Raw genomic sequence first — 20,359 nt, 5'->3', positions numbered from 1 at the left:
CGTCTGCGTTATGGCGAAAGTGAAAAAAAATTAGGGGAGGGGGTTGTGCTTTGAAAACAACGATCTATAATACGCGCCATCATTTGATGAGGCGCTGCCTACCGCGGTAACAAGACATCGAATGCAATATGGTCAGGTGTCCGAGTGGCCGAAGGAGCACGCCTGGAAAGTGTGTATGTCGAAAGGCATCGAGGGTTCGAATCCCTCCCTGACCGCCATTATTTATCAGAAAAGCCCGCTTAGCGCGGGCTTTTTTGTGCCTGTCACCATGCAGTCTTTCTTACAGCCTCCTCTCAAAAAACCGCCTGAGTTAATTCTCTTTCGATCCGTATTTCACTGCTTCTGCCGACGCAAGCTCTACAGGGGTTGCTATATTCAATGCAGGCCGGACGTTTTGGCAGGAGCCTTCAGGTAGCATGGGAAGGGCGCGTCCTTGATAGCGGGTATCGAGTTCGGGAGAGTTCCACCTGATCTCGAGGTCAAAAAAGGCATCCTGTCATGATCACGCGGCACCTTCTCCTGATCGTTTCGAGTGTTCTCCTGTTTCTAGTCACTATGACGTCGGCACAGTCGGCTTCTATCGCCGAGGCTGGAGCAAAAGCGGAGGCTTACAACTTGCCGCCGGACATGCGGCTTGAAAGGACGTTCAAGCTGCAGGGCGGGCTGTCCTTCGAGCGTTATCAGCAATACCACGGCAATGCCCGTGTATTGGGTGGACAGATTACCCTGTACCGTAATCCAAGCACCGAGGTCGAACCGGTGATCGGCGCGCATTACCCGAAAGTTCTCCCCGTCAATCGGGTCGGCATCAGCCGAGCGCAGGCGATGGCGGCGGTAGATCCTGATATCGGCCCGGATCTGGATCGGCGTGCAGAGCTGATGATTGACCCTGCCAGCGGTCGATATTTTTATCGTATTGAGAGCCGCCGGCCGAATAGCCGCTGGGTACACTGGATCGATGCTGGTTCGGCAGCAGTCCTGAATCGTTATGACGCTTTGATGACCGAGTGCGCAGGTCGCCTGTCAGCCCCCTGCGGTCAGGGTGCGCACTTTGATTTTCCCGGCGGCATCACAGCCGATATCAAGGACCTGGCCGGCCTGACGACGCCTTCCGGCAGCGGATATCTGCTCTTGAATGCGCGTGTGGTCACCCACGATCAGGGCTCTACCCGCCGTCCGTTTCTGGGTCCGGTCGCTGCGGACAGCAACGATGAGTGGATCACGGAAGGACGTGAGTCACCGGGACAGGGGGCTCTTGTCGATGCCCATTATTACGTCAATCTGGCTGATGACTACTTCCGTGACACTCACGGCTTCAATCTGGGCGTCTTTCACCCCATGCCGTTGGAGGTGCATGCCCACTACACCAAGAACTATGTCAATGCCTTCTGGAATGGCAGTTATCTGGCGTTTGGTGATGGTGACGGCGTTGACTATGACGAGCTGACATCCCTGGATGTGGCCGTGCATGAATTCACCCATGCGGTCACCGAGTACACCTCTGGCCTTATTTATCAGAACGAATCGGGGGCTCTAAACGAATCCTTTTCCGACATCATGGCAACCAGTGTTGAGCTGCTCTTCATCGAGCCGGGCGAGGGCGATTGCTCCGGCGTTGGTGACGTGTTGTGTCCGGACTGGCTGATTGGTGAGGATTTTGACCGCACCGGAGATGCCATGCCCGGATTCCGTAACATGGCTGATCCTGAAGAGGATGGCCTGAAGATTGACCATTACAGTGAGCGTTACACCGGAACCAGTGATAATGGCGGTGTGCACTGGAACAGTGCCATTCCCAACCATGCCTATTACTTATTGGCGCAACCGATGGGCACTCTGACCTTGAATGCCAGTTGCGCCAGTAAGGCTGATCATGCCTCTGCGCACTGTGATGATCTGCTGGATCGGCAGGACAATGACCGAACGGTTGCCGGGATTGGTCTTGCAGATGCAGAACAGGTTTTCTTTCTCGCTTTCATCGGTCTGAACGCTGATGCGGACATGTGTGAGGCCCGTGCCGCGACAGAAGCCATTGCATCGGCACGCTTTGGTAAAGACTCCCCGCAGAGAGTCTCTACGGCCGATGCCTGGATCGCAGTGGGCCTGACGGATATTGTCTGTGGGGGAGCAGGGTCAGGTCCCGCAGATAATCCACCCAGTGCATCCATTATCAATCCGTTGGACGGAGCAACTGTTACCGGGCTGGTCAGGGTGCAAGTCAGCGCAACTGACGATCTCGATCCTGTGAACACCCTGGATGTTGAATTGGTGATTGATGGGATCGCGCATGGCGCCACCTTCAATGCGCAGACGGGCTATTTCGAGTATGACTGGGATACGGCTCCACTGGCCGGTGGCAGTCTTCACTCACTGGTTGCCAGGGTGACTGACAGTGGTAACAACAGTAGCGACAGTCAGGAAGTTCAGGTTAGTGTTCAAGGCTCCACACCATCCGGTAATGGCAGTCATATTTCGGATCTTGATGCCTACGCCTCAAGTCAGGGGGGAACCTGGACAGCGGATGTGGAGGCTGAGGTACGTGATACCGGAGAGCTGGTTGCGGGCGCTGTCGTTGAAGGTACCTGGTCATTGGCCGGTGCCGTATCATCCGCCTGTACAACGGATACCTCAGGGCGCTGTCGAGTCAGTCATGCTGGAATTCGAAAGCGGGAGGGGCAGGTGACCTTTACCGTTACCCGTATCCGTGCAACCAGCTCGTATAATGCAGAACTGAATTTCGACCCGGATGCAGACAGTGATGGCACCCGCATAACGGTCTTAAAGCCCTGAAGCGGTTAATGAATGCACTGTCTGAACTTCGCCTGGAAGTGGGGGGTACCCCCCAATCGAACATTTATCCCGGATCGTCGTTAAAATGCACGGGCGGTATGACTTGGCGATTCACTTCAAGCTTGAACAGGTCGGGGCGGTTGTAATGCCCGCTGACATCAAGCGCTTTTCTTGCCGCCCGCGCCTCTTCCAGGTCGATATCGGCGTAAAGAATTGCCTTCTCCTGATGCAGAGGGCCGGCAATCACACCACCGAAGGGCTTGATCACCACGGCATCGCCAGGGTTGATCCATTCATCCGGTGTGAACAGTCGGTCACGTTCAGGGAAGCTCTCTGGAAGGTCGCTCCCCTGAACAGCGGTTGCCGTGCTGAGTACGTAGCAACCTCCCTCACGGGCAATATGATTCATCGAGGCCCGCCAGGTTTCGCCAGAATCCCAGGTAGGGGCCAGGTACAGCTCGATATTTTGCGCATAGAGGGCAAATCGGGCCAGCGGCATGTAACTTTCCCAACAGATCAAGCAACCGATCCGTCCGACCGCTGTGTCGACCACTTTCAGCCCTGATGCATCTCCCATGCCCCAGACCATGCGTTCAGGGTTGGTTGGCATCAGTTTTCGATGCACATTCAACAGCTTGCCATCACTGTCGATAACGGCCACAGAATTGAACAGGGTCGTACCGCTATAGTGTGAATCGAGTTCATGCATGCCAATGACGACTACGGTACCGGATGTCTTGACCGCTTCACGAAAGCTGTCCAGGTCTCCATGAGCCAGATCGACGGCATTCTGCCGCAGGCGACTATGCAGCTGATTGCCCAGCGCCATGTCGCCGCCCGGTTTGAGTCGCCATATCCACGTCGGGTAGCCGGTCAGGTAGGCTTCCGGGAACATGACCAGCTGCGCACCCTGATTAGCGGCTTCCTGCAAGGATTCAGTCGCTGCTGCCAGTGTCGCGGGGAGATCCAGCCAGACGGGGGGCTTTTGGACGATGGCAACCTTGATTGATGAGGCCATATTGAGCCTCCCCATACTTCTTAGATTAGAAGGGTGCAGCCAGGGAGAAACAGCATGAGGCTGTCCGAGAGTATGTTCTAAGCCTAGTGGATCATGATGGGCTGTCAAAGTCGCAGATGCGAAGACTTGCGATCATGCTTGTCGATAGAGGCTGGGTGACACGCCTGTCCATTGCTTGAAGGCGCGGGTGAACGCAGCTGGCTCGGAAAAGCCCAGTCGGCGCGATATCTGAGAAATCGGCAGTGACGATTGGCTGAGCAGGTGAATGGCGGTATCGCGGCGTACGCCGTCTTTAAGCTCCTGAAAACTGGTGCCCTCGTCGGTCAGCTTGCGCCTGAGGGTACGAGAGGTCATATGAAGCTCGGCCGAAACGACTTCCATGCAGGCTGCGGCAAGGTCATCGCTGCTCTCCAGGTAATCCATCACCCGCCGGGTATAGACCGAGTAGTAGGCCTGCCGCTTGAACCAGTCCAGCGGCAGTGAGCGCAGATACGCTCTCAGAGTGTGAGATGTCTGGACAACCGGCGCGTTAAGCAGGTCAGCATCGAACACGAAGCTGTTCGTTGGCTGGCGGTACAGCACTTCGCAGGGGTACATCAGCCGATGCTCTTCCCTGTGCGCAGGGGCTGGAAAGTCGAGAGTGACATAACGCAAGGGGATCTTCTGGCCGATGAGCCAGCTGGGGAAACGGTGCAGGAGCAACAGCATAAACTCACGTAAGGTAAAATCCGGGTCCTTATCCGGTTCAATTAACGTCAGCGAAAATGAAGCGGTATTTTCTTCAACTCTGAACTCCAGCCTGAACGCATCACCGACCAGGTTATAGAACCTGCTCATATTGTAGAGCACCGGTCGGAGCGTGCGGCAACGCACGACCTGTTTCGCCATCAGTGCAAACACGCCATGTCGGGAGGGCCGACTCCCCATACAAAGAAACTCGTCATCAGCCTGACGCCATATCCCCTGTGTCAGGCGGCTCAACTGTTCTGGTGTGATTCGAAGTCCCGGCGTGTTGATCAGCTGCTCAGTCAGCCCGGCGTCCTGCAGCAATGTGTCATGGTCCAGGTGATGCCGCTTCGCCGCCGCGATCATGGTACGAGCAAAGTGGGTTGAGACTGAATGACGGTCGTTGCGCATGTCCGTTTAGGGTAGTCCTTCGAGGCCAGAGTGTTGAGCAGGTATATAGAGTTTAGGCAAAGTGTCCGAAAATGTTAAGTATCGGGCTGAATTGGTTATTGTTGACCAGACCGCATATCGGGACACTGGCTGGACATTTTGATAGCGAGCTTTCAGGTACGGGAAACGAATGCCGGGCTCAGCATTTAATGGCCAGTTGTTCAACTCCAAGGCAGAGAGCACGCATGATGACAGAGGTTCCGAGCCTTGCGGAATCCAGGAGCAGAAGCGATGAGCGAATACAAGCATCCCCTGAAGGACACCGAGTTTGTGTTGAATGAGGTGGTCGGTCTCGATGATCTCTGTCATGAAAGCGGCTTCGAGGAGATCAATGCCGAATTGGCCTCGGCAATTCTGACGGAAGCGGGCAAGTTCGGATCGGCTGTCCTGTCACCGCTGAATGTGGTCGGTGATACTCAGGGCGTCAAACTGACTGAGAAAGGCGTTGAAGAGACGTCGGGTTTCAAGCAGGCCTACCGTCAATTTGCCGAAGGTGGCTGGAACTCGCTGATCGCTGATGAGGCGTTTGGCGGCCAGGGACTGCCTAACGTACTGGGAACGGCGGTGAATGAAATCTGGCAGTCCGCGAACCTCTCTTTCGGGCTCTGTCCGCTGCTGACTCAAGGTGCGGTAGAGGCGATCTCCCACCATGGGTCTGACGAACTGAAGCAGACCTGGCTGCCGAAGATGATCTCTGGCGAGTGGACCGGCACCATGAATCTTACCGAGCCGGATGCGGGTACCGATCTGGCTGCGATCAAGACCCGGGCCGTACCCGAAGAGGACCATTACCGAATCATCGGCCAGAAAATCTTCATCACCTGGGGTGATCATCAGATGACCGGAAATATTATCCATCTGGTACTGGCACGTTTGCCGGATGCACCGGCCGGAGTGAAAGGCATTTCCCTGTTTGTAGTACCCAAGTTCCTGCTGGACGAAAACGGCCACCCTGGTAAGCGCAACGATGTTCATTGTGTCTCCGTTGAACACAAGCTGGGCATTCATGGCAGCCCTACCTGTGTCATGAGCTACGGTGACAATGAAGGAGCGATCGGCTATCTGGTCGGCGAACCTCATAAGGGGCTGTCCTGCATGTTCACCATGATGAACTGTGCCCGCCAGGCTGTCGGGCTGCAGGGCGTAGCCATTGCCGAGCGTTCCTACCAGCAGGCATTGGCGTACGCCAAGGAGCGCCTGCAGGGTACAAACCGGGATGGCAGCCGTTTCTCGATCATCAAATTCCCCGATGTGCGTCGCATGCTGATGCAGATGAAGTCCTCCATTGAGGCGATGCGCTGCGTGGCATTGGTCGGCGCGGCTTCCGTGGATCGTGCCGGTCGCGCTCAGGATGAAGCGACTCGGCGCAAGGCGTTGGCAAGGCTGGAACTGCTGACCCCGATCGTCAAGGGGTGGTGTACTGAGCTGGCGCAGGAGGTGACTTATCTGGGTACCCAGATCAATGGCGGGATGGGCTTTATCGAGGAAACCGGTTCGGCCCAGCACTACCGAGATGCCCGCATCCTGACCATCTACGAAGGTACCACCGGTATTCAGGCGCTGGATCTGGTAGGGCGTAAAACCCTGCTGAACCGAGGCGAATCGCTGGCGGAACTCATGACCGAGATCGAACAGACTGTGATGGCGCTAGAAGATCAGGCGACCTTGGCCGCTCAGGGCCGTGCGCTGCGCAAGGCGCTGGACGCCGGTCAGGCTGCCCGTCGCTGGTTGCTGGACAATGCCTCCAGCGATCCTTCGGCTGCTGGCAGCGTGAGCGTCCAGTTCATGATGCTGTTTGGCTACCTCTGTGGGGGCTGGCTGATGGGGCACTCGGCCTTGCGTGCACAGACACTCCTCGGTGCGGGAAAGGGTGATCCTGAATACTTGAAGGCCAAGCTCGTCACAGCCCAATTCTTTTCCGAGCAGCTGTTGCCCCGCACTCAGGCCAGCCTTGAAGCGATTCAGGCCGGTAGCGGCAGCATTATGGCACTGAATGAAGACCAGTTCTGACCAAGCGTGTCCCCTGAATGTAGTGGTGGTCGACTTTCTCAGACCACTGCCGTCAATACCCTGAGCCAGCTCAGCTGGAAAGGCTGTTTTGCAGGGATAACAAGAACGAAATGAGCGATGGGTTTAAAGGCCCATCGGTAAGAGAGGTTGAGCATGAAAGTACTTGTCGCCGTCAAGCGCGTCATCGACTACAACGTCAAGGTGCGCGTCAAGTCGGACCACACCGACGTGGATCTGGCCAATGTCAAAATGGCCCTGAACCCCTTTTGTGAAATCGCCGTGGAGGAGGCCGTGCGCCTGAAGGAAGCTGGCACCGCTTCTGAAGTCGTGGTGGTATCCATCGGCCCCAAGGCGTGCCAGGAGCAGATCCGTACCGCGCTGGCGCTGGGCGCTGACCGAGGTATCCAGATCGAAACCGACACGATGCCGGAGTCCCTGAACGTGGCCAAACTGCTGGCCAAGGTGGTCGAGGCCGAGCAGCCGCAACTGGTGATTCTGGGCAAGCAGTCCATCGATGCCGACAACAACCAGACCGGACAGATGCTGGGCGCGCTGCTGGACCTGCCGCAGGGGACCTTTGCGTCTGACGTGAAGGTTGCCGGCGATAAGGTCAACGTCACCCGTGAAGTGGACGGCGGCCTGCAGACGCTGGCACTGAACCTGCCGGCGATCGTCACCACCGATCTGCGTTTGAATGAGCCGCGCTACGCCTCGCTGCCGAACATCATGAAAGCGAAGAAGAAGCCGCTGGAGGTGAAGACCCCGACCGATCTGGGCGTCGAGCTGAAGTCGCATACCCGACTGCTGAACGTGACGCCGCCAGCGGAGCGCCAGGCCGGGATCCGCGTCAGCAGCGTGGACGAGCTGGTCGATAAACTGAAAAACGAAGCCAAAGTACTCAGAGGGGGGTGAATCCATGGCCATTCTGATCGTTGCAGAACATGACAACCGCACCCTGAAGGGTGCCACGCTGAACGCCGTCAGCGCCGCGTCTCGGATCGGGGGCGAACTGCACCTGCTGGTCGCAGGCGAAGGCTGTGGCGCGGTGGCTGAAGCTGCTGCACAGGTCGCTGGTGTCAGCAAGGTACTGGTCGCGGATAACGCGGCCTACGGCCACCAACTGGCTGAAAACCTGTCTCGGTTGGTTGCAGAGCTGGGCAGAGACTACAGCCACCTCATCGCCCCAGCAACCACCACTGGCAAGAACGTCATGCCCCGTGTGGCCGCGCTGCTGGACGTGGCGCAGCTGTCCGATATCGTTGCGGTTGAGTCCGAGAACATCTTCAAGCGTCCGATCTATGCCGGTAATGCCATCGCCACCGTCGAGTCACTGGACCCGATCAAGGTGATCACCGTGCGTGGGACCGCCTTCGATGCCGCGGCTGAAACCGGTGGTTCCGCCCGCGTGGAAAACCTGAGCGCGGTTCATGATGCCGGTACGTCTGCCTTTGTCGGCGAGGAAGTGGCTCAGTCCGACCGTCCCGAGCTGACCGCTGCCAAGGTCGTTGTGTCCGGTGGCCGGGGCATGGGCAACGGCGAGAACTTTGCCCTCCTGGAACAGCTGGCCGACAAGCTGGGTGCGGCGGTTGGCGCGTCCCGTGCCGCGGTGGATGCCGGTTTCGTACCCAACGACATGCAGGTCGGCCAGACCGGCAAGATTGTCGCGCCGGAACTGTACATCGCCGTGGGTATCTCCGGTGCAATCCAGCATCTGGCCGGGATGAAAGAGTCCAAGATCATCGTGGCGATCAATAAGGATGAAGAAGCGCCGATTTTCCAGGTGGCCGACTACGGGTTGGTGGCGGACCTGTTCGAGGCGGTGCCGGAGCTTGAATCCCGGCTCTAATCCTCAGCACCTGCTCTACATCCGACGTGCCCTGGGCTCACTGTGAGAACAGGGCATTTTTGTTTTCTGACTGATCAGTCAACAGAGCCGTTGCCGGGGACATTACGTTTTCGATGCTGGGTGGAAGACCCAGCCACAACGTGTTTATGTCCTCGGTGCTGTGAATACACGTGCATTGAAGGTGAAGAGTGACAGTCTCAGAGCGCAAGCTGGTAGCGACGTTCGGGGCGCCCGACAGTACCGTAGCTGACGCCTGCCTTGAGCTCTCGGGTACTGACCAGATATTCCAGATAGCGTCTGGCGGTAGTGCGGCTGGCGCCGATGGCGTTGCCGACCTCTTCTGCGCTCAACGGCTCCTTCTCTCCGGTGAAAACGGCACGAATCTTTTCCAGCGTGAGGCTGTCGATACCCTTGGGTAGGCGGGATTCTTGACCGGGACCGGGACCGGGACCGGGACCGGGAGCGGGAGCGGGAGTGCTTGCTGTGCTGTCGGGCGAATTCGATGTGCGGCGTGGAAGCATGCTGTCCACGTCGGCCTGAGCCAAAGAGTCCAGCGCGTGCAGTCGGTTGAGATGATCGCGGTAGTGTTGCAGCGCTTCCTGCAGGCGTTCAAATACCAGAGGTTTGAGGATGTAGTCAAAAACACCGCCACGCAGGGCTTCTTTCAGGGTATCAACTTCCCGAGCGGCCGTGATCAGGATGACATCGGTTGCGCTGTTATCAATGCGCATCTCGCGCAGCAGCTCCAGTCCGGTGCCGGTGGGAAACTGGATGTCCAGCAGAAGCAGCTCCGGCTTGAGCACTTCCACCAGATCCCTTGCGGTATCAAGGCTGTGTGCGATACCGACCAGCTCGAAACCCTGAATGCGGTCAAGAAAGCGCTGCTGTATTTCGGCAATTTGAGGGTCATCTTCAGCGATCACAACTCGAATAAGCTCAACCATGCATGCCTCCCGGGTGTTTGGGGATATAGATGGTGATACGAGTACCGGCAGACGTTCCCGGTTCGATGGTCAGCGTCCCGCCAAGCTGTTCAAGCTGAGTACTTACCAGGTGCAGCCCCAGGCCGTGACCGGGCTCGCTCTTGCTGGTGACGCCCTTGGCGAAAATCTGTTGCTGGGTTTCGGCGGGGATGCCGGGGCCTTGATCCTCAATCTCGAAAATCAGGTCATCACCCAGGTCGGTCATGCTTAGTGTGATGACCGGTTGTGTGCTGCCATGACTCAGCGTGGCCTCGAATGCGTTGTCGAGCAGGTTGCCGATGATGCTGACCAGTTTCTCTCGTGGCAGCTCTGGTGGCAGGTCCCGCATCTGACTATCGGGATCGATAGTCAACATCAAACCCAGTTCACGTGCCCGGTTGTATTTGCCCAGCAGGCAACCGGCCAGAATAGGGTCCGGTACCGCTTCTACCAACAGGTGAATCAGAGCCTGATGATCACGGGTTTCCTGCCCGATGAGGTTGAGCGCCTCGTCGGTGGCACCGATCTGGATTAAACCGGCAATAGTGTGCAGCTTGTTGGAGTATTCATGGGCCTGACTGCGAAGACTGTCTGCGTACTGACGGATTCGGGTCAGCTTGCGACTGAGCAGATCCAGCTCATCCTTGCGCCGAAAACTGGACACAACCCCCGTGACTTTATTGCCCTGGTGCAATGGCAGCCGGTTGACAATGAGTTGAAGGTCGCCGACCCGCACCTCCTGATCAAACTGAGGGGTGTCACTGGTCAGTACCTCCAGCATGCGGGTATCGGGAAACAGCTGCTGGATCGGTGTGCCAATCAGAGCAGTGTGCTGTGGCAAGGAGAGCATGCGGCAGGCGGCCTGATTGACGGTGGTGATCTGCCCCTGTGAGTTAATGGCGATGATGCCTTCACGAACAGATTGGAGCGTGGCATCACGCTCCTGAAACAGACGCCCGATCTCTTCAGGTTCAAGTCCAAAGATTGCTTTTTTGAAGTGGCCGGCAAACCAGATAGCGGTCAGTACACTGAAAGCAAAGGCAGCCAGGATGACCAATGCCAGTGTCAAGCGGTAGCGATCGACGAGGGCTTCGACACTGTCCAACAGATAACCAACTGAGACAATGCCGATTATTCGGTTGCCATCAATGCTCCAGATGGGGGCCCGTGCGCGCATGGAACGCCCCAGACTTCCTTCGGCACGCGTCACCTGAGCCAGTCCCTGATGCAGGGTGGGGGAGAGGACATCATCGTCATCTTCAGACATGGACAGCCCCAGCCGTTCGGGCATTGGGTGGGCCAGACGCAGTCCATCCGCATCACCGATGACGACGAATCGTGCCTGGGACGTCCGTGCCAGGAGGCTGGCAAGAGGTTGTAGCTCAGAGGAGTCGCGCGCATCAACGGCATTGATGATTTGCGGCATGGCTGCAATGGTTTTGGCGACGTGAAGGGCGCGCTCGCCCATCTGCTCCTGAAGGGACTGGCTTAAATGGTGCAGAGCGAAGAGGCCCAGTGCGCCGGTCTGCAGCAGCGCAATCAGTCCCAGAATCAGAACCATGCGCGTTTTGAGCGGGTAGTGCCGGATGGAAAATCGCATAGGCGTTATTATCGTTATGGTTCCCCGGATGATACCTGAAGCTTATGTAAAAACCTCGTGAACAGTATGAACAAAATGTCGTTTAAACACTAAAAGATCTTTAGTTTCATAAGCTTTTTGCACAACACAAGGCTGCATACCCTTTCCTCAAGGCTCAGGCTGACACAACAATAAAAGAGGAAAAGCTATGCTCTCCAAAATGATTTCTCGTCGCCGCTCCACTCTGATGGCTACTGCACTGGTGGCCTGTCTTGGCACTGGGGTGGCACAGGCCGCCGTAGACAGTGTTCACTTCCTGATCCCCGGCGGGGCCGGTGGTGGCTGGGATGGTACTGCCCGTGGTACGGGTGAAGCGCTCTCCAAGTCCGGTCTTGTTGAGACTGTGTCCTACGAGAACCTCTCTGGTGGCGGCGGTGGCAAGGCGATCGCTCACCTGATCGAGATCGCCGACCAGTCTCACGATACGCTGATGGTCAACTCAACGCCCATCGTGATCCGGTCCCTGTCCAAGATGTTCCCGCAGTCCTTTCGTGATCTCACCCCGGTTGCGGCTACCGTTGGTGACTTTGGCGCATTTGTCGTTAAGTCCGATTCCCCATATACCAGCTTCAACCAACTTGCCGATGCCTACCTGGAGAACCCGCGCTCGGTAACCGTCGTGGGAGGGTCGGCACGTGGCAGCATGGATCATCTGGTGGCGGCTATGGCGTTCAAGGCGGCTGGCGGTGATCCGCGTCGAGTGAAATATCTGGCCTATGACGCAGGTGGTAAGGCAATGGCCGGCCTGCTTTCCGGTGAGGCGGATGTGCTCTCGACCGGATTCAGTGAAGCGCTGGTACTGGCTGAAGCCGGCGAGGTACGCATCCTGGCGATGACCGGCCACGAGCGCTCTTCAGCCGCGCCCGATGTGCCGACGCTGAAGGAGCTGGGCTATGACACCAGTTTCGTAAACTGGCGTGGTTTCTTTGGCGCTCCCGGCTTGCCGCAGAGCAAGCGTGATGAATTCATCGCTGTGCTCGAAAAAATGTATGACACCCCCGAATGGAAAGTCGTGCGTGATCGTAACGGCTGGGCCGAGGATTTTCGTCCGGGTGACGAGTTCGTCAGTTTCTTGGAGCAGCAGGAAGAGGAGATCGGTGCATTGATGCGTGAGCTTGGGTTCCTGAAGTAACCCGCAGTTTGGCCCGGGCGCGCACCCGGGCTTGCCAGGGAAGGGACGATGATCGTTGTCCCTTCCTGTTCCGTTTGAGGAGTTTCCCATGTCCATTACCAAAGACCATATCGGTGGCCTGGTTTTCCTCTGCCTCTCAGTGGCCTATGGCTACTATGCAGGTCAGATTCCGCTGCTGCCTGGGGATGAATATGAGCCGTTCAACGCTCAGTCGCTGCCCAGTGCATTGGCAATCATAGGCGGTGTGCTCTCGATCGCGCTGCTGGTAACCGCCGACCGTTCTGTTGAAGGGCGCCTGAAGCTGGCCGGATATGATTTCTGGCTGGTGGCCAAACTGTTGTTGCTGGTGTCCCTGTTTGCCATGGCGCTGCCCTGGATGGGTTTCACGCTGTCGACCATCCTGTTTCTGGTGGGTGGCTACTGGCTGCTGGGGGTTCGCAGCATTAAAACATTGTTGGTGGCCTCGGTGCCCTTTGCGGTCGTGCTCTGGTTCCTGTTGTCCCAATTGCTGGATATCTATTTGGCACCGGGGCGTTTTTTCACCCTAATGCTGGGAGTCTGAAGCCATGTGGGATGGAATTCTGACGGGGCTGACCACTGCGGTCATGCCTTTCAATCTGCTGATGGTTGTGGTTGGCTGTTTTGCGGGCACGTTCATCGGCATGCTGCCAGGGCTGGGCCCCATCTCTGCCGTTGCGTTGATGATCCCGATCACCTATGGGCTTGACCCTGCGTCCGGCATCATTCTGATGGCGGGGGTTTACTATGGCGCGGTGTTCGGTGGTTCCACGTCTTCAATCCTGATTAACGCACCGGGGTGTGCCAGTACCGTTGTCACGGCGTTTGATGGCTACCCTATGGCTCAGCAGAACAAAGCCGGCAAGGCGCTGGCATTGGCGGCCTATTCGTCGTTTACCGGCGGCACCATCGGCGCCATCATTCTGCTGTTTGCTGCACCGGCTCTGGCGTCAGTGTCCCTGAGCTTCCAGTCCGGCGATTATTTTGCCCTGATGCTGCTGGGCCTGACGGCGGTTGCGGCATTTTCCGGCAAGGGACAGGTCATCAAGGCGCTGCTGATGACCGTGTTTGGCCTCATGATTGCCACGGTCGGCACCGACATCACCTCGGGGACCACCCGTTTTACCTTTGGCAGCGTTGATCTGATCGATGGGGTCAGCTTCCTGTTGCTGGCGATGGCAACGTTTGCATTGACGGAAGTGGTTATGACGGTCATGCGTGGTCAGCACAACGAACAGGAACCCGAGATGGATATGGCGGCGCTCGGCAGCATGAAACTGAGTCGTGAAGAGGTGAAGGAGGTCGCACCGACCATTGGCCGCTCTTCGGTATTCGGCTTCATCGTGGGAGTGCTGCCGGGAGCTGGTGCCACCATTGCTTCCTTTCTGGCCTATGGACTGGAGCGCAATCTGGCTTCGGCCAAGGAGAAACTGAAATTTGGCAAAGGAGCACTGCGTGGTCTTGCGGCGCCGGAGTCTGCCAATAATGCGGCCTCTACCGGCTCATTCGTACCGCTTTTGACTCTGGGTATTCCAGGTTCAGGTACTACCGCTATCATGCTGGGGGCGCTGATCGCCTATGGTATTCAGCCGGGACCGCGTCTGTTCATGGATAACCCCGATGTGTTCTGGTCGGTTATCATTTCCATGTACATCGGCAACCTGGTGCTGCTGATCCTGAACCTGCCGCTGATTCCTTATATTTCGCGTCTGCTGGCCATTCCGCGGCCGATCCTGATCCCGCTGATTCTGTTCTTCTCGATCACCGGGGTGTATCTGGTCAGCTTTAATACCTTCGATATTCAGATGATGGTGCTGATCACGGTGATCGCCATCTTCCTGAAGCTGTTGGAGTTTCCGATGGCTCCCATGCTGCTGGGCTTTATTCTTGGGGGCATCATGGAAAAGAACCTGGGGCGTGCCCTGACTATGACCGATGGCAGCTTCTCCTTTCTCTGGGATCGGCCCCTGACGCTGACAATCACTCTGATAGCGGTGTTTGTACTGCTGTTCCCGCTGTTGTCCGCGATGATTGGCAAGGCACGTACCCGCGGGGCTGAAGTGGCTGTCAATGAAGGTGAGGGGTGAAGTTCTGATTGAAGTTGTGAGCGTGCTCGGTCAGCGACAGCCAGAAAATTAGCTGCGCTGACCATTTCAGATGCCGGCAGATGCCGGCATTTTTTTGCCAGTTGAAAGTCTGTGAGGTGGGGTCAGTTGAGAAAGCGAACCTGGCAAAGGCTGGCCATGATTCCCTGGTTGACGAAAAACGTCATCCAGAGTCGCTGGTGATCCTGCAGTCGGTCGTTGGGTCCTTTTACTTCAATCAACCTGTAGTGATGCTGTTCAGGGTCCAGCCAGATCAGATCTGGCATTCCACGGCGGTGATGCCTCAGATCGAGCAGCAGGTGTCGGAAAATGGCGTTTAAATCTCTGGCCGGAATACAGGCCAGAGCATTTTCAATCAGCGCGTCATCAAGCGTGGGCCAGTGGATCAGGCTACAGCGGATTCCCCGCTTTTGTTGCAGCGTATCCAGAATGGTATCGCGATAACGGCCATCCTCGAGTTGTTTGAACCCTTCGTCGATCAGAGCCTGTCGCTTACCCGCAAAATCAGGTCGATAGAGGTCTGCAGGCCCTGCCTGGAAGGGGTGGAAGAAGGCGCCTTTGACGGGGGCAAAAAGTGCGGGCCAAAAAAGCAGAGCAAAGAGCCCGGTAAACAACCGGTTCTCGACATGGTATGCCTGCCCCGATTCGGTTTGCAGATGTTGGATAACCAGCGCTTCCACACGTAATTCGCCGGATGGCTGCAGCTCGAGTGTCTGTTGCGGAATCACTGTTTGGGAGCTGGGTGTGAAGGGGCGCCCCGCTTTTTTTGCACTCCGCTGCAGAATGCGCTCGATACGGATACGCGCTTCCGGCTGTGTTATCTGCTCCATGGCCAGTTGGGCCGATGTGAAAGTCCGTTCCGGTGAAGCGGATTTCTCCATCAGACGCAGGAATCGAAGACGGGCTTCTCGGTGTGGGTTGTCCCGGTACATTGCAAGAGCGGCTCGGGTATCGCCTTCACGCTCGATGACCTGGGCGAGGGCAAATGCCAGTTTCTGACGGCGGTTTTCCAGCCAGCGGTTTTGGCATTCCCCCGGTAGCTGATCACACAGCTGTTTTGCATCGGCCCCCTCATCCAGATCCTGTTGCAGCCGGAACAGCTGAACGTAGAGGTCCACCTCGGATCTACAGCTGAAGGCACGGTTATCGGTAGCCAGCTGGACAGTCTCATAGCGTTGATGTCCCAACTCTGTCAGCACAAACTCTGACCAGTCCTGATGCAGGTTGCCGAAAAACATCAGTCGCATGCGATCCATCAGTGGCATGCAGGTCAGTCGAATCAGCCTGAAAGGTGCCAATGGCCACCAGTCGAGCAGAGCTTGCGCCGGGCGCTTCGGCTCGAGCAACATCTGCATCAACTCACGCTTGCGTGTCTGTCTGGGAAGCGGTTTGTCCGGCCAGAGGTACTGACACAGTTGCAGCAGCTCATCCTTGCGACAGAGCGCAGCAAGCGTCTCGGCCTCGCAGCAAGGGGCGGTGTCGATCAGGCCCGTCTGTTCCAGGGTATTCAAGGCCTCGTCGATTTCAGTCAACTCGCCGTATTTCAACTGGTCGCGGCGGAACCACTCACCCTTGCGCATGACCATTCTGAACAGCAGGCCCTGGGCCTCATCTGGTAAACTGAACAGCTGTTGTAACAACTGCGTCTCGTCGGTCTGCAGGAGGTCGCCGTGGGCCTGCATCACCCATGACAGCAGCGTGCGGGCGTTGTGCAGATAGTATAACGGGTCCGAAAGATCGGCCGGGCGCAGGGCAGAGAAAGATGGGTTCACCACGGATGATCGGGAAGTGCCTGAGCAACTGTTGGATGTTGGAAAGTCGGGAGCAAGTCATGACGATACAGAAAAAGGCATTCTATCGCCAGGGGCCGGATCACCGTCGGGGCCAGGCAGTGGATTTCGTCGATATCCGTCGTCGTTTTGATTTTCGTTCAATCGAGCTGGGACGCTGGGTGACTGCCGCCGAGCGGGAAAGAGCAGCCCTGCTGTTCTACGATGCGCTCTGCGATCTGATGCAGATCTTGCGTGGCCCTGAACCGCTGATTTCGCTGCGAGGTACTCTGGGGCTGCAGTATGGTACCGGAGGTCGGCCGGGTGTATCAGCACATTACGATCCGACACAGCGAACCTTTGCGCTGGCCAAGAACGCAGGGCCGGGCAGCATCGCTCATGAATGGTTTCATGCTCTGGACCACTATCTGGCCGATAAGGTGTTCAGTGATGTGCCGGCAGGCATGTTTGCATCTTCGGCCTGGTTGAAAGATGCAACGCCTGTCGTCCACCCATTGAATGACCGCTTCTTGCGGTGTCTTCAAGCTGTTTTGCTGGCGCCCGATGGAAAGGAGGCCAGTGATCTGTTTCGATGCTCGGCCGCGATGGATCGACGTTTGGGCGTGGTGTACTACAGTCGTCCAGAGGAGTTGTGTGCACGCGCTTTTGAAGCCTTTGTTCAGGACAGTGCAATCAAAAATCACTTTCTGGTTAAGGGTACGCTGCAATCTGAAGAAGCCAAAGCAGGTTTGTATCCTCGAGGCCTGCAACGGGATAGCGTCAATTCAACTTTTGCAGACTATTTTTCAGCACTGGGATCTGCCTTGAAAAAGGCGTCATCATAGGTGCAACACAATGTTGCCGTATTAGCCTAAATGTCCATTGTTATCTGATAGTTACGTACCTAGAATCGCGCGCTCTTTCCATCCGACAACATAGAGCGCATATGTCTAAGGCACACACTTCGAGCTACCAGGGACGGCGAAAACCACGTGCGGAATTTGCCACGCGTGCCGACTATCTGGATCACGAACTGCAGAGCATGGAGCCACGGCGCTGGCGCCCCAATCTTCCGTTCCGCGATTATCGCTTCGAAATAGAAGACTGGGTACCGGCCATGGCCGCCACCATCGGCAAGATCGTGATGGTGGCGGCGATTGTCGCTGCATTTGCAACGCAGTTGGGCTTGCCCGACGCGTTTGTGATCGAAAACGTCCGTTACGAGTTGCTGATTGCCGCCGTACTCTTTGTCATTCTGGTGTCGGGTTTCCTGAACCCGACGGCTAACCTTGCCGGTACTCACGGCCCTCTGATTCCCTTGATCCCGCTGATCGTTGCCTCAGGTGGCCACCCCATGGCTCTGGGACTTCTGGTCGGGGTGTTCGGGTTTATCCTGGGCATTACCAAAGGTGGAAGCCTGCTGGCTAAACTCACCAGTAATGGGGTGTGTGGCGGCCTGTTGTTGTATCTGGGTTTTATCGGCGTGACCGGCCAGATCAAGAAGCTTTTTGCCTGGGCTGAAGGGTTTGATATGGCCTATCTGGCCTTCATCGTTATTCTCGGCACCATCATCATGTATGCCTATCTGGAGCATATTCAGAAGCGCTGGTTGGCGGTACCGCTGGGTGCCTTGCTGGCTGCCGGGCTGTCCTTTGCTTTTGGCGCACCTTTCGAATTTACCACTGAACCCGGTATACCCAACCTGAATCCGATGTATTGGTGGGGTGATGAGACCGGCTGGCAGTTGGGCTTGCCGCAACTGCATCACTTTATCGCGGTGGCGCCGTTTGCCATTCTTGCTGTCGCCATGTGGTCTCCGGACTTTCTGGGGCATCGTGTGTTTCAGGAGATCAATTATCCTCCCAAAACCGAAAAAGTTTTGATGGATATCGACGATACGATGGTATCGGCATCGGCGCGGCAGGTCACCGGAAGCCTGCTGGGGGGCGGCAACATTACGTCCTCCTGGGGAACTTATATCGTACCGGCCGCCATTGCCCGCCGCCCAATTGCGGGAGGCGCCATCCTGACGGGGCTGCTGTGTATTGTGGCCGCCATTTGTGGCTACCCGATGGACCTGGCGATCTGGCAGCCGGTATTGAGTGTGGCACTGATTGTGGGAGTCTATTTGCCCTTGCTTGAGGCAGGCATGCAGATGACCCGTGAAGGCAAGACCACTCAGTCGGCTGCGGTGGTGATCTTCTCCTCGGCACTGGTGAACCCTGTGTTTGGCTGGTCTTTGACCGTATTGCTGGACAATCTGGGGCTGATCGGCTGCAAGGAGCGTGGCAAGGAGCTTGGCCATGTGGGCCGCTGGGTTGTGCCTGGCTGTGTCTTCGTAATCCTTTGTGCACTGATGGCCGCTATCGGCATGTTTCCTGGTTTGCCGCCACTGCTTGAATCTTTCCATACCTCGCAGTAATTGCTTGTCATGAGGAGGCCGGATAGATGCCGGTCTCCTGCTTTCGCTGAATATTCAGCACCATCCCGGCTCTTCTATTGTTTCAACCCTCTCCTAATCCGTTAAGATTGGATTAATGTGTCACAAATGTCGTTCTTTTACTAAAAGTCTTATGTTAGCATTATCTGTTAAAGCAACTATGTTTGTTTAAGATGAAAACGCTCTCACTCTGGTGGTGAATGAGAGTTGGAAGGGGGGCTTGCCTTGACGATAAAAGGCACGATCAGTGGTGCAAAAACTATCCTCATTGTGGACGATGTGCCCGAGAATCTGTTGTTGCTAGGGGAAGTCTTGCAGCCGGAGTACCGTGTGCTTGCAGCGAATTCTGGTCAGACCGCTTTAAAGGTTGCCGGCAGCGACCCTCGACCTGATCTGATATTGCTGGATGTCATGATGCCGGGCATGGATGGTTATCAGGTCCTGGAAAAGCTGCAGATGCAAAAGGATCTCCAGCACATCCCGGTCATTTTCATTACTGCATTGGGTGCAGCCGAAGATGAGGAAAAAGGGCTCGAATTGGGCGCAGTGGATTACATCAGCAAGCCATTCAGCCCTGCTGTCGTTAAAGCACGAGTTAAAACCCATCTTGAACTTAAAGCTTCACGTGATCGTCTGGCTTCCCACAATCGCTGGCTGGAGGGTGAAGTGAATCATCAGGTTCAGGAAAATCACCTGATTCGTGACCTGAGTGTGCGTGCTCTGGCCTGCCTGGCTGAAATTCGTGATCAGGAGACCGGTTTCCATATTGCACGAACACAAGCCTATGTTGAGATCCTGGCAAACCGCTTGTCCGATCACCCTCGTTTCAGAGAGGCCCTGAAGGGCAGTAAACTCGAAGAGATCGTACGCGCGGCACCATTGCATGATATCGGCAAAATAGGAATCCCGGATTCCATTTTGCTCAAACCGGGCAGCCTGACGTCCGAAGAATATGAAGTGATGAAAACTCACTCCGAGATTGGCAGTTATGCCATTGATAATGCGATTGAACAGGCTCTCGCCGGGGTGAAGGAATACAATTCGGAGCAGGCACAGGAAGCGGTCAGCTTTCTGCATATCGCCAGTGAAATCGCGCGATACCATCATGAAAAATGGGATGGTAGCGGCTATCCGGCAGGACTGTCTGGAAATGATATACCCGTGTCTGCTCGGCTGATGGCGTTGGCTGACGTATTCGATGCCCTGACCAGTCACCGTGTCTACAAGGATGCCATGGAGATTGATGAAACACTCCACATCATTGCGTCGGGCAGGGGGACTCACTTTGACCCGGATGTGGTGGATGCCTTCATGGCCTGCCGGGATCAATTCATCGCTATCTCACACACCTTACGCGAAAAGTGTTCCATTTAAGTGGTAGCCGCCTGACTGCGCGGAATGACAGTGTTCGTCCACGCTGGGTGATTCACGAACTCAGATCAGCGAATGGAGAA

The 20,359-nt window shown here is 56.4% G+C and carries 15 protein-coding genes and 1 tRNA gene; 11 read left to right on the top strand and 5 right to left on the bottom strand.

What is annotated here, in order from left to right; genetic code table 11:
- Positions 1-130: 130 nt before the first annotated feature.
- Both LN244_RS09865 and LN244_RS09860 read left to right on the top strand, forming a co-directional pair.
- Positions 131-218 (top strand) — tRNA-Ser (locus tag LN244_RS09865).
- 397 nt (positions 219-615) lie between these two features.
- Positions 616-2,790, top strand: coding sequence for a M4 family metallopeptidase (locus LN244_RS09860; RefSeq protein ID WP_239039620.1), 2,175 nt, complete (start codon positions 616-618; stop codon positions 2,788-2,790).
- Between the two features lie 64 nt (positions 2,791-2,854).
- On the opposite strand, the gene LN244_RS09855 is transcribed toward LN244_RS09860, so the two are convergent.
- Both LN244_RS09855 and LN244_RS09850 read right to left on the bottom strand, forming a co-directional pair.
- Positions 2,855-3,808, bottom strand: coding sequence for a carbon-nitrogen hydrolase family protein (locus tag LN244_RS09855; protein ID WP_239039619.1), 954 nt, complete (start codon positions 3,806-3,808; stop codon positions 2,855-2,857).
- A 132-nt stretch (positions 3,809-3,940) separates the two neighbouring features.
- Complete coding sequence (locus LN244_RS09850; RefSeq protein WP_239039618.1) at positions 3,941-4,945, bottom strand: AraC family transcriptional regulator; 1,005 nt, start codon at positions 4,943-4,945, stop codon at positions 3,941-3,943.
- 270 nt (positions 4,946-5,215) lie between these two features.
- On the opposite strand from LN244_RS09850, the gene LN244_RS09845 reads away from it, so the two are divergent.
- From LN244_RS09845 to LN244_RS09835, 3 genes are all read left to right on the top strand, one after another.
- Positions 5,216-6,994, top strand: a complete 1,779-nt coding sequence (locus tag LN244_RS09845) for an acyl-CoA dehydrogenase (RefSeq protein ID WP_239039617.1) — start codon at positions 5,216-5,218, stop codon at positions 6,992-6,994.
- Positions 6,995-7,147: 153 nt separating this feature from the next.
- A complete protein-coding gene (locus LN244_RS09840; RefSeq protein WP_239039616.1) occupies positions 7,148-7,906 on the top strand; it encodes an electron transfer flavoprotein subunit beta/FixA family protein in 759 nt (252 codons plus the stop codon).
- Positions 7,907-7,910: 4 nt separating this feature from the next.
- Entirely contained in the window at positions 7,911-8,840 is a 930-nt protein-coding gene (locus LN244_RS09835) for an electron transfer flavoprotein subunit alpha/FixB family protein (protein ID WP_239039615.1), read from the top strand.
- A 197-nt stretch (positions 8,841-9,037) separates the two neighbouring features.
- Here LN244_RS09835 and LN244_RS09830 read toward each other — a convergent pair whose 3' ends face one another.
- Complete coding sequence (locus LN244_RS09830) at positions 9,038-9,784, bottom strand: response regulator (protein ID WP_239039614.1); 747 nt, start codon at positions 9,782-9,784, stop codon at positions 9,038-9,040.
- Complete coding sequence (locus tag LN244_RS09825) at positions 9,777-11,402, bottom strand: ATP-binding protein (RefSeq protein ID WP_239039613.1); 1,626 nt, start codon at positions 11,400-11,402, stop codon at positions 9,777-9,779. The genes LN244_RS09830 and LN244_RS09825 overlap by 8 nt, the downstream gene beginning before the upstream one ends.
- A 187-nt stretch (positions 11,403-11,589) precedes the next feature.
- Here LN244_RS09825 and LN244_RS09820 point away from each other — a divergent pair, with 187 nt between their 5' ends.
- From LN244_RS09820 to LN244_RS09810, 3 genes are all read left to right on the top strand, one after another.
- Positions 11,590-12,573, top strand: coding sequence for a tripartite tricarboxylate transporter substrate binding protein (locus LN244_RS09820; protein ID WP_239039612.1), 984 nt, complete (start codon positions 11,590-11,592; stop codon positions 12,571-12,573).
- An 88-nt stretch (positions 12,574-12,661) separates the two neighbouring features.
- Positions 12,662-13,135: a tripartite tricarboxylate transporter TctB family protein gene (locus tag LN244_RS09815; protein ID WP_239039611.1), complete on the top strand. Its 474-nt coding sequence runs from the start codon at positions 12,662-12,664 to the stop codon at positions 13,133-13,135.
- Positions 13,136-13,139: 4 nt separating this feature from the next.
- Positions 13,140-14,678: a tripartite tricarboxylate transporter permease gene (locus tag LN244_RS09810; protein ID WP_239039610.1), complete on the top strand. Its 1,539-nt coding sequence runs from the start codon at positions 13,140-13,142 to the stop codon at positions 14,676-14,678.
- Between the two features lie 122 nt (positions 14,679-14,800).
- Here the strand turns inward: LN244_RS09810 and LN244_RS09805 are convergent, their stop codons facing one another.
- Positions 14,801-16,471: a VRR-NUC domain-containing protein gene (locus tag LN244_RS09805; protein ID WP_239039609.1), complete on the bottom strand. Its 1,671-nt coding sequence runs from the start codon at positions 16,469-16,471 to the stop codon at positions 14,801-14,803.
- A 56-nt stretch (positions 16,472-16,527) separates the two neighbouring features.
- Here LN244_RS09805 and LN244_RS09800 point away from each other — a divergent pair, with 56 nt between their 5' ends.
- The 3 genes from LN244_RS09800 (at position 16,528) to LN244_RS09790 (ending at position 20,279) form a co-directional block, all read left to right on the top strand.
- Positions 16,528-17,310, top strand: a complete 783-nt coding sequence (locus tag LN244_RS09800) for a CLCA_X family protein (protein ID WP_239039608.1) — start codon at positions 16,528-16,530, stop codon at positions 17,308-17,310.
- 101 nt (positions 17,311-17,411) lie between these two features.
- Positions 17,412-18,887 (top strand): DUF3360 family protein, encoded by a 1,476-nt coding sequence (locus LN244_RS09795; protein ID WP_239039607.1) that lies wholly within the window; start codon positions 17,412-17,414, stop codon positions 18,885-18,887.
- 243 nt (positions 18,888-19,130) lie between these two features.
- Entirely contained in the window at positions 19,131-20,279 is a 1,149-nt protein-coding gene (locus tag LN244_RS09790) for a response regulator (RefSeq protein ID WP_239039606.1), read from the top strand.
- The last annotated feature ends 80 nt before the right edge of the window (positions 20,280-20,359 follow it).

Source organism: Marinobacterium sediminicola (assembly GCF_022343685.1).
In the GTDB taxonomy this organism is placed as follows: domain Bacteria; phylum Pseudomonadota; class Gammaproteobacteria; order Pseudomonadales; family Balneatricaceae; genus Marinobacterium; species Marinobacterium sediminicola.
The sequence above is the reverse complement of the archived record's forward strand: the minus strand, read 5'-3'. Positions and strand labels throughout refer to the sequence as shown.

Bases quoted from the DNA above. Each gene is read 5' to 3' on its own strand.
- LN244_RS09855 (WP_239039619.1), bottom strand. From the start codon at position 3,808: ATGGCCTCATCAATCAAGGTTGCCATCGTCCAAAAGCCCCCCGTCTGG.
- LN244_RS09850 (WP_239039618.1), bottom strand. From the start codon at position 4,945: ATGCGCAACGACCGTCATTCAGTCTCAACCCACTTTGCTCGTACCATG.
- LN244_RS09845 (WP_239039617.1), top strand. From the start codon at position 5,216: ATGAGCGAATACAAGCATCCCCTGAAGGACACCGAGTTTGTGTTGAAT.
- LN244_RS09840 (WP_239039616.1), top strand. From the start codon at position 7,148: ATGAAAGTACTTGTCGCCGTCAAGCGCGTCATCGACTACAACGTCAAG.
- LN244_RS09835 (WP_239039615.1), top strand. From the start codon at position 7,911: ATGGCCATTCTGATCGTTGCAGAACATGACAACCGCACCCTGAAGGGT.
- LN244_RS09830 (WP_239039614.1), bottom strand. From the start codon at position 9,784: ATGGTTGAGCTTATTCGAGTTGTGATCGCTGAAGATGACCCTCAAATT.
- LN244_RS09825 (WP_239039613.1), bottom strand. From the start codon at position 11,402: ATGCGATTTTCCATCCGGCACTACCCGCTCAAAACGCGCATGGTTCTG.
- LN244_RS09820 (WP_239039612.1), top strand. From the start codon at position 11,590: ATGCTCTCCAAAATGATTTCTCGTCGCCGCTCCACTCTGATGGCTACT.
- LN244_RS09815 (WP_239039611.1), top strand. From the start codon at position 12,662: ATGTCCATTACCAAAGACCATATCGGTGGCCTGGTTTTCCTCTGCCTC.
- LN244_RS09810 (WP_239039610.1), top strand. From the start codon at position 13,140: ATGTGGGATGGAATTCTGACGGGGCTGACCACTGCGGTCATGCCTTTC.
- LN244_RS09800 (WP_239039608.1), top strand. From the start codon at position 16,528: ATGACGATACAGAAAAAGGCATTCTATCGCCAGGGGCCGGATCACCGT.
- LN244_RS09795 (WP_239039607.1), top strand. From the start codon at position 17,412: ATGTCTAAGGCACACACTTCGAGCTACCAGGGACGGCGAAAACCACGT.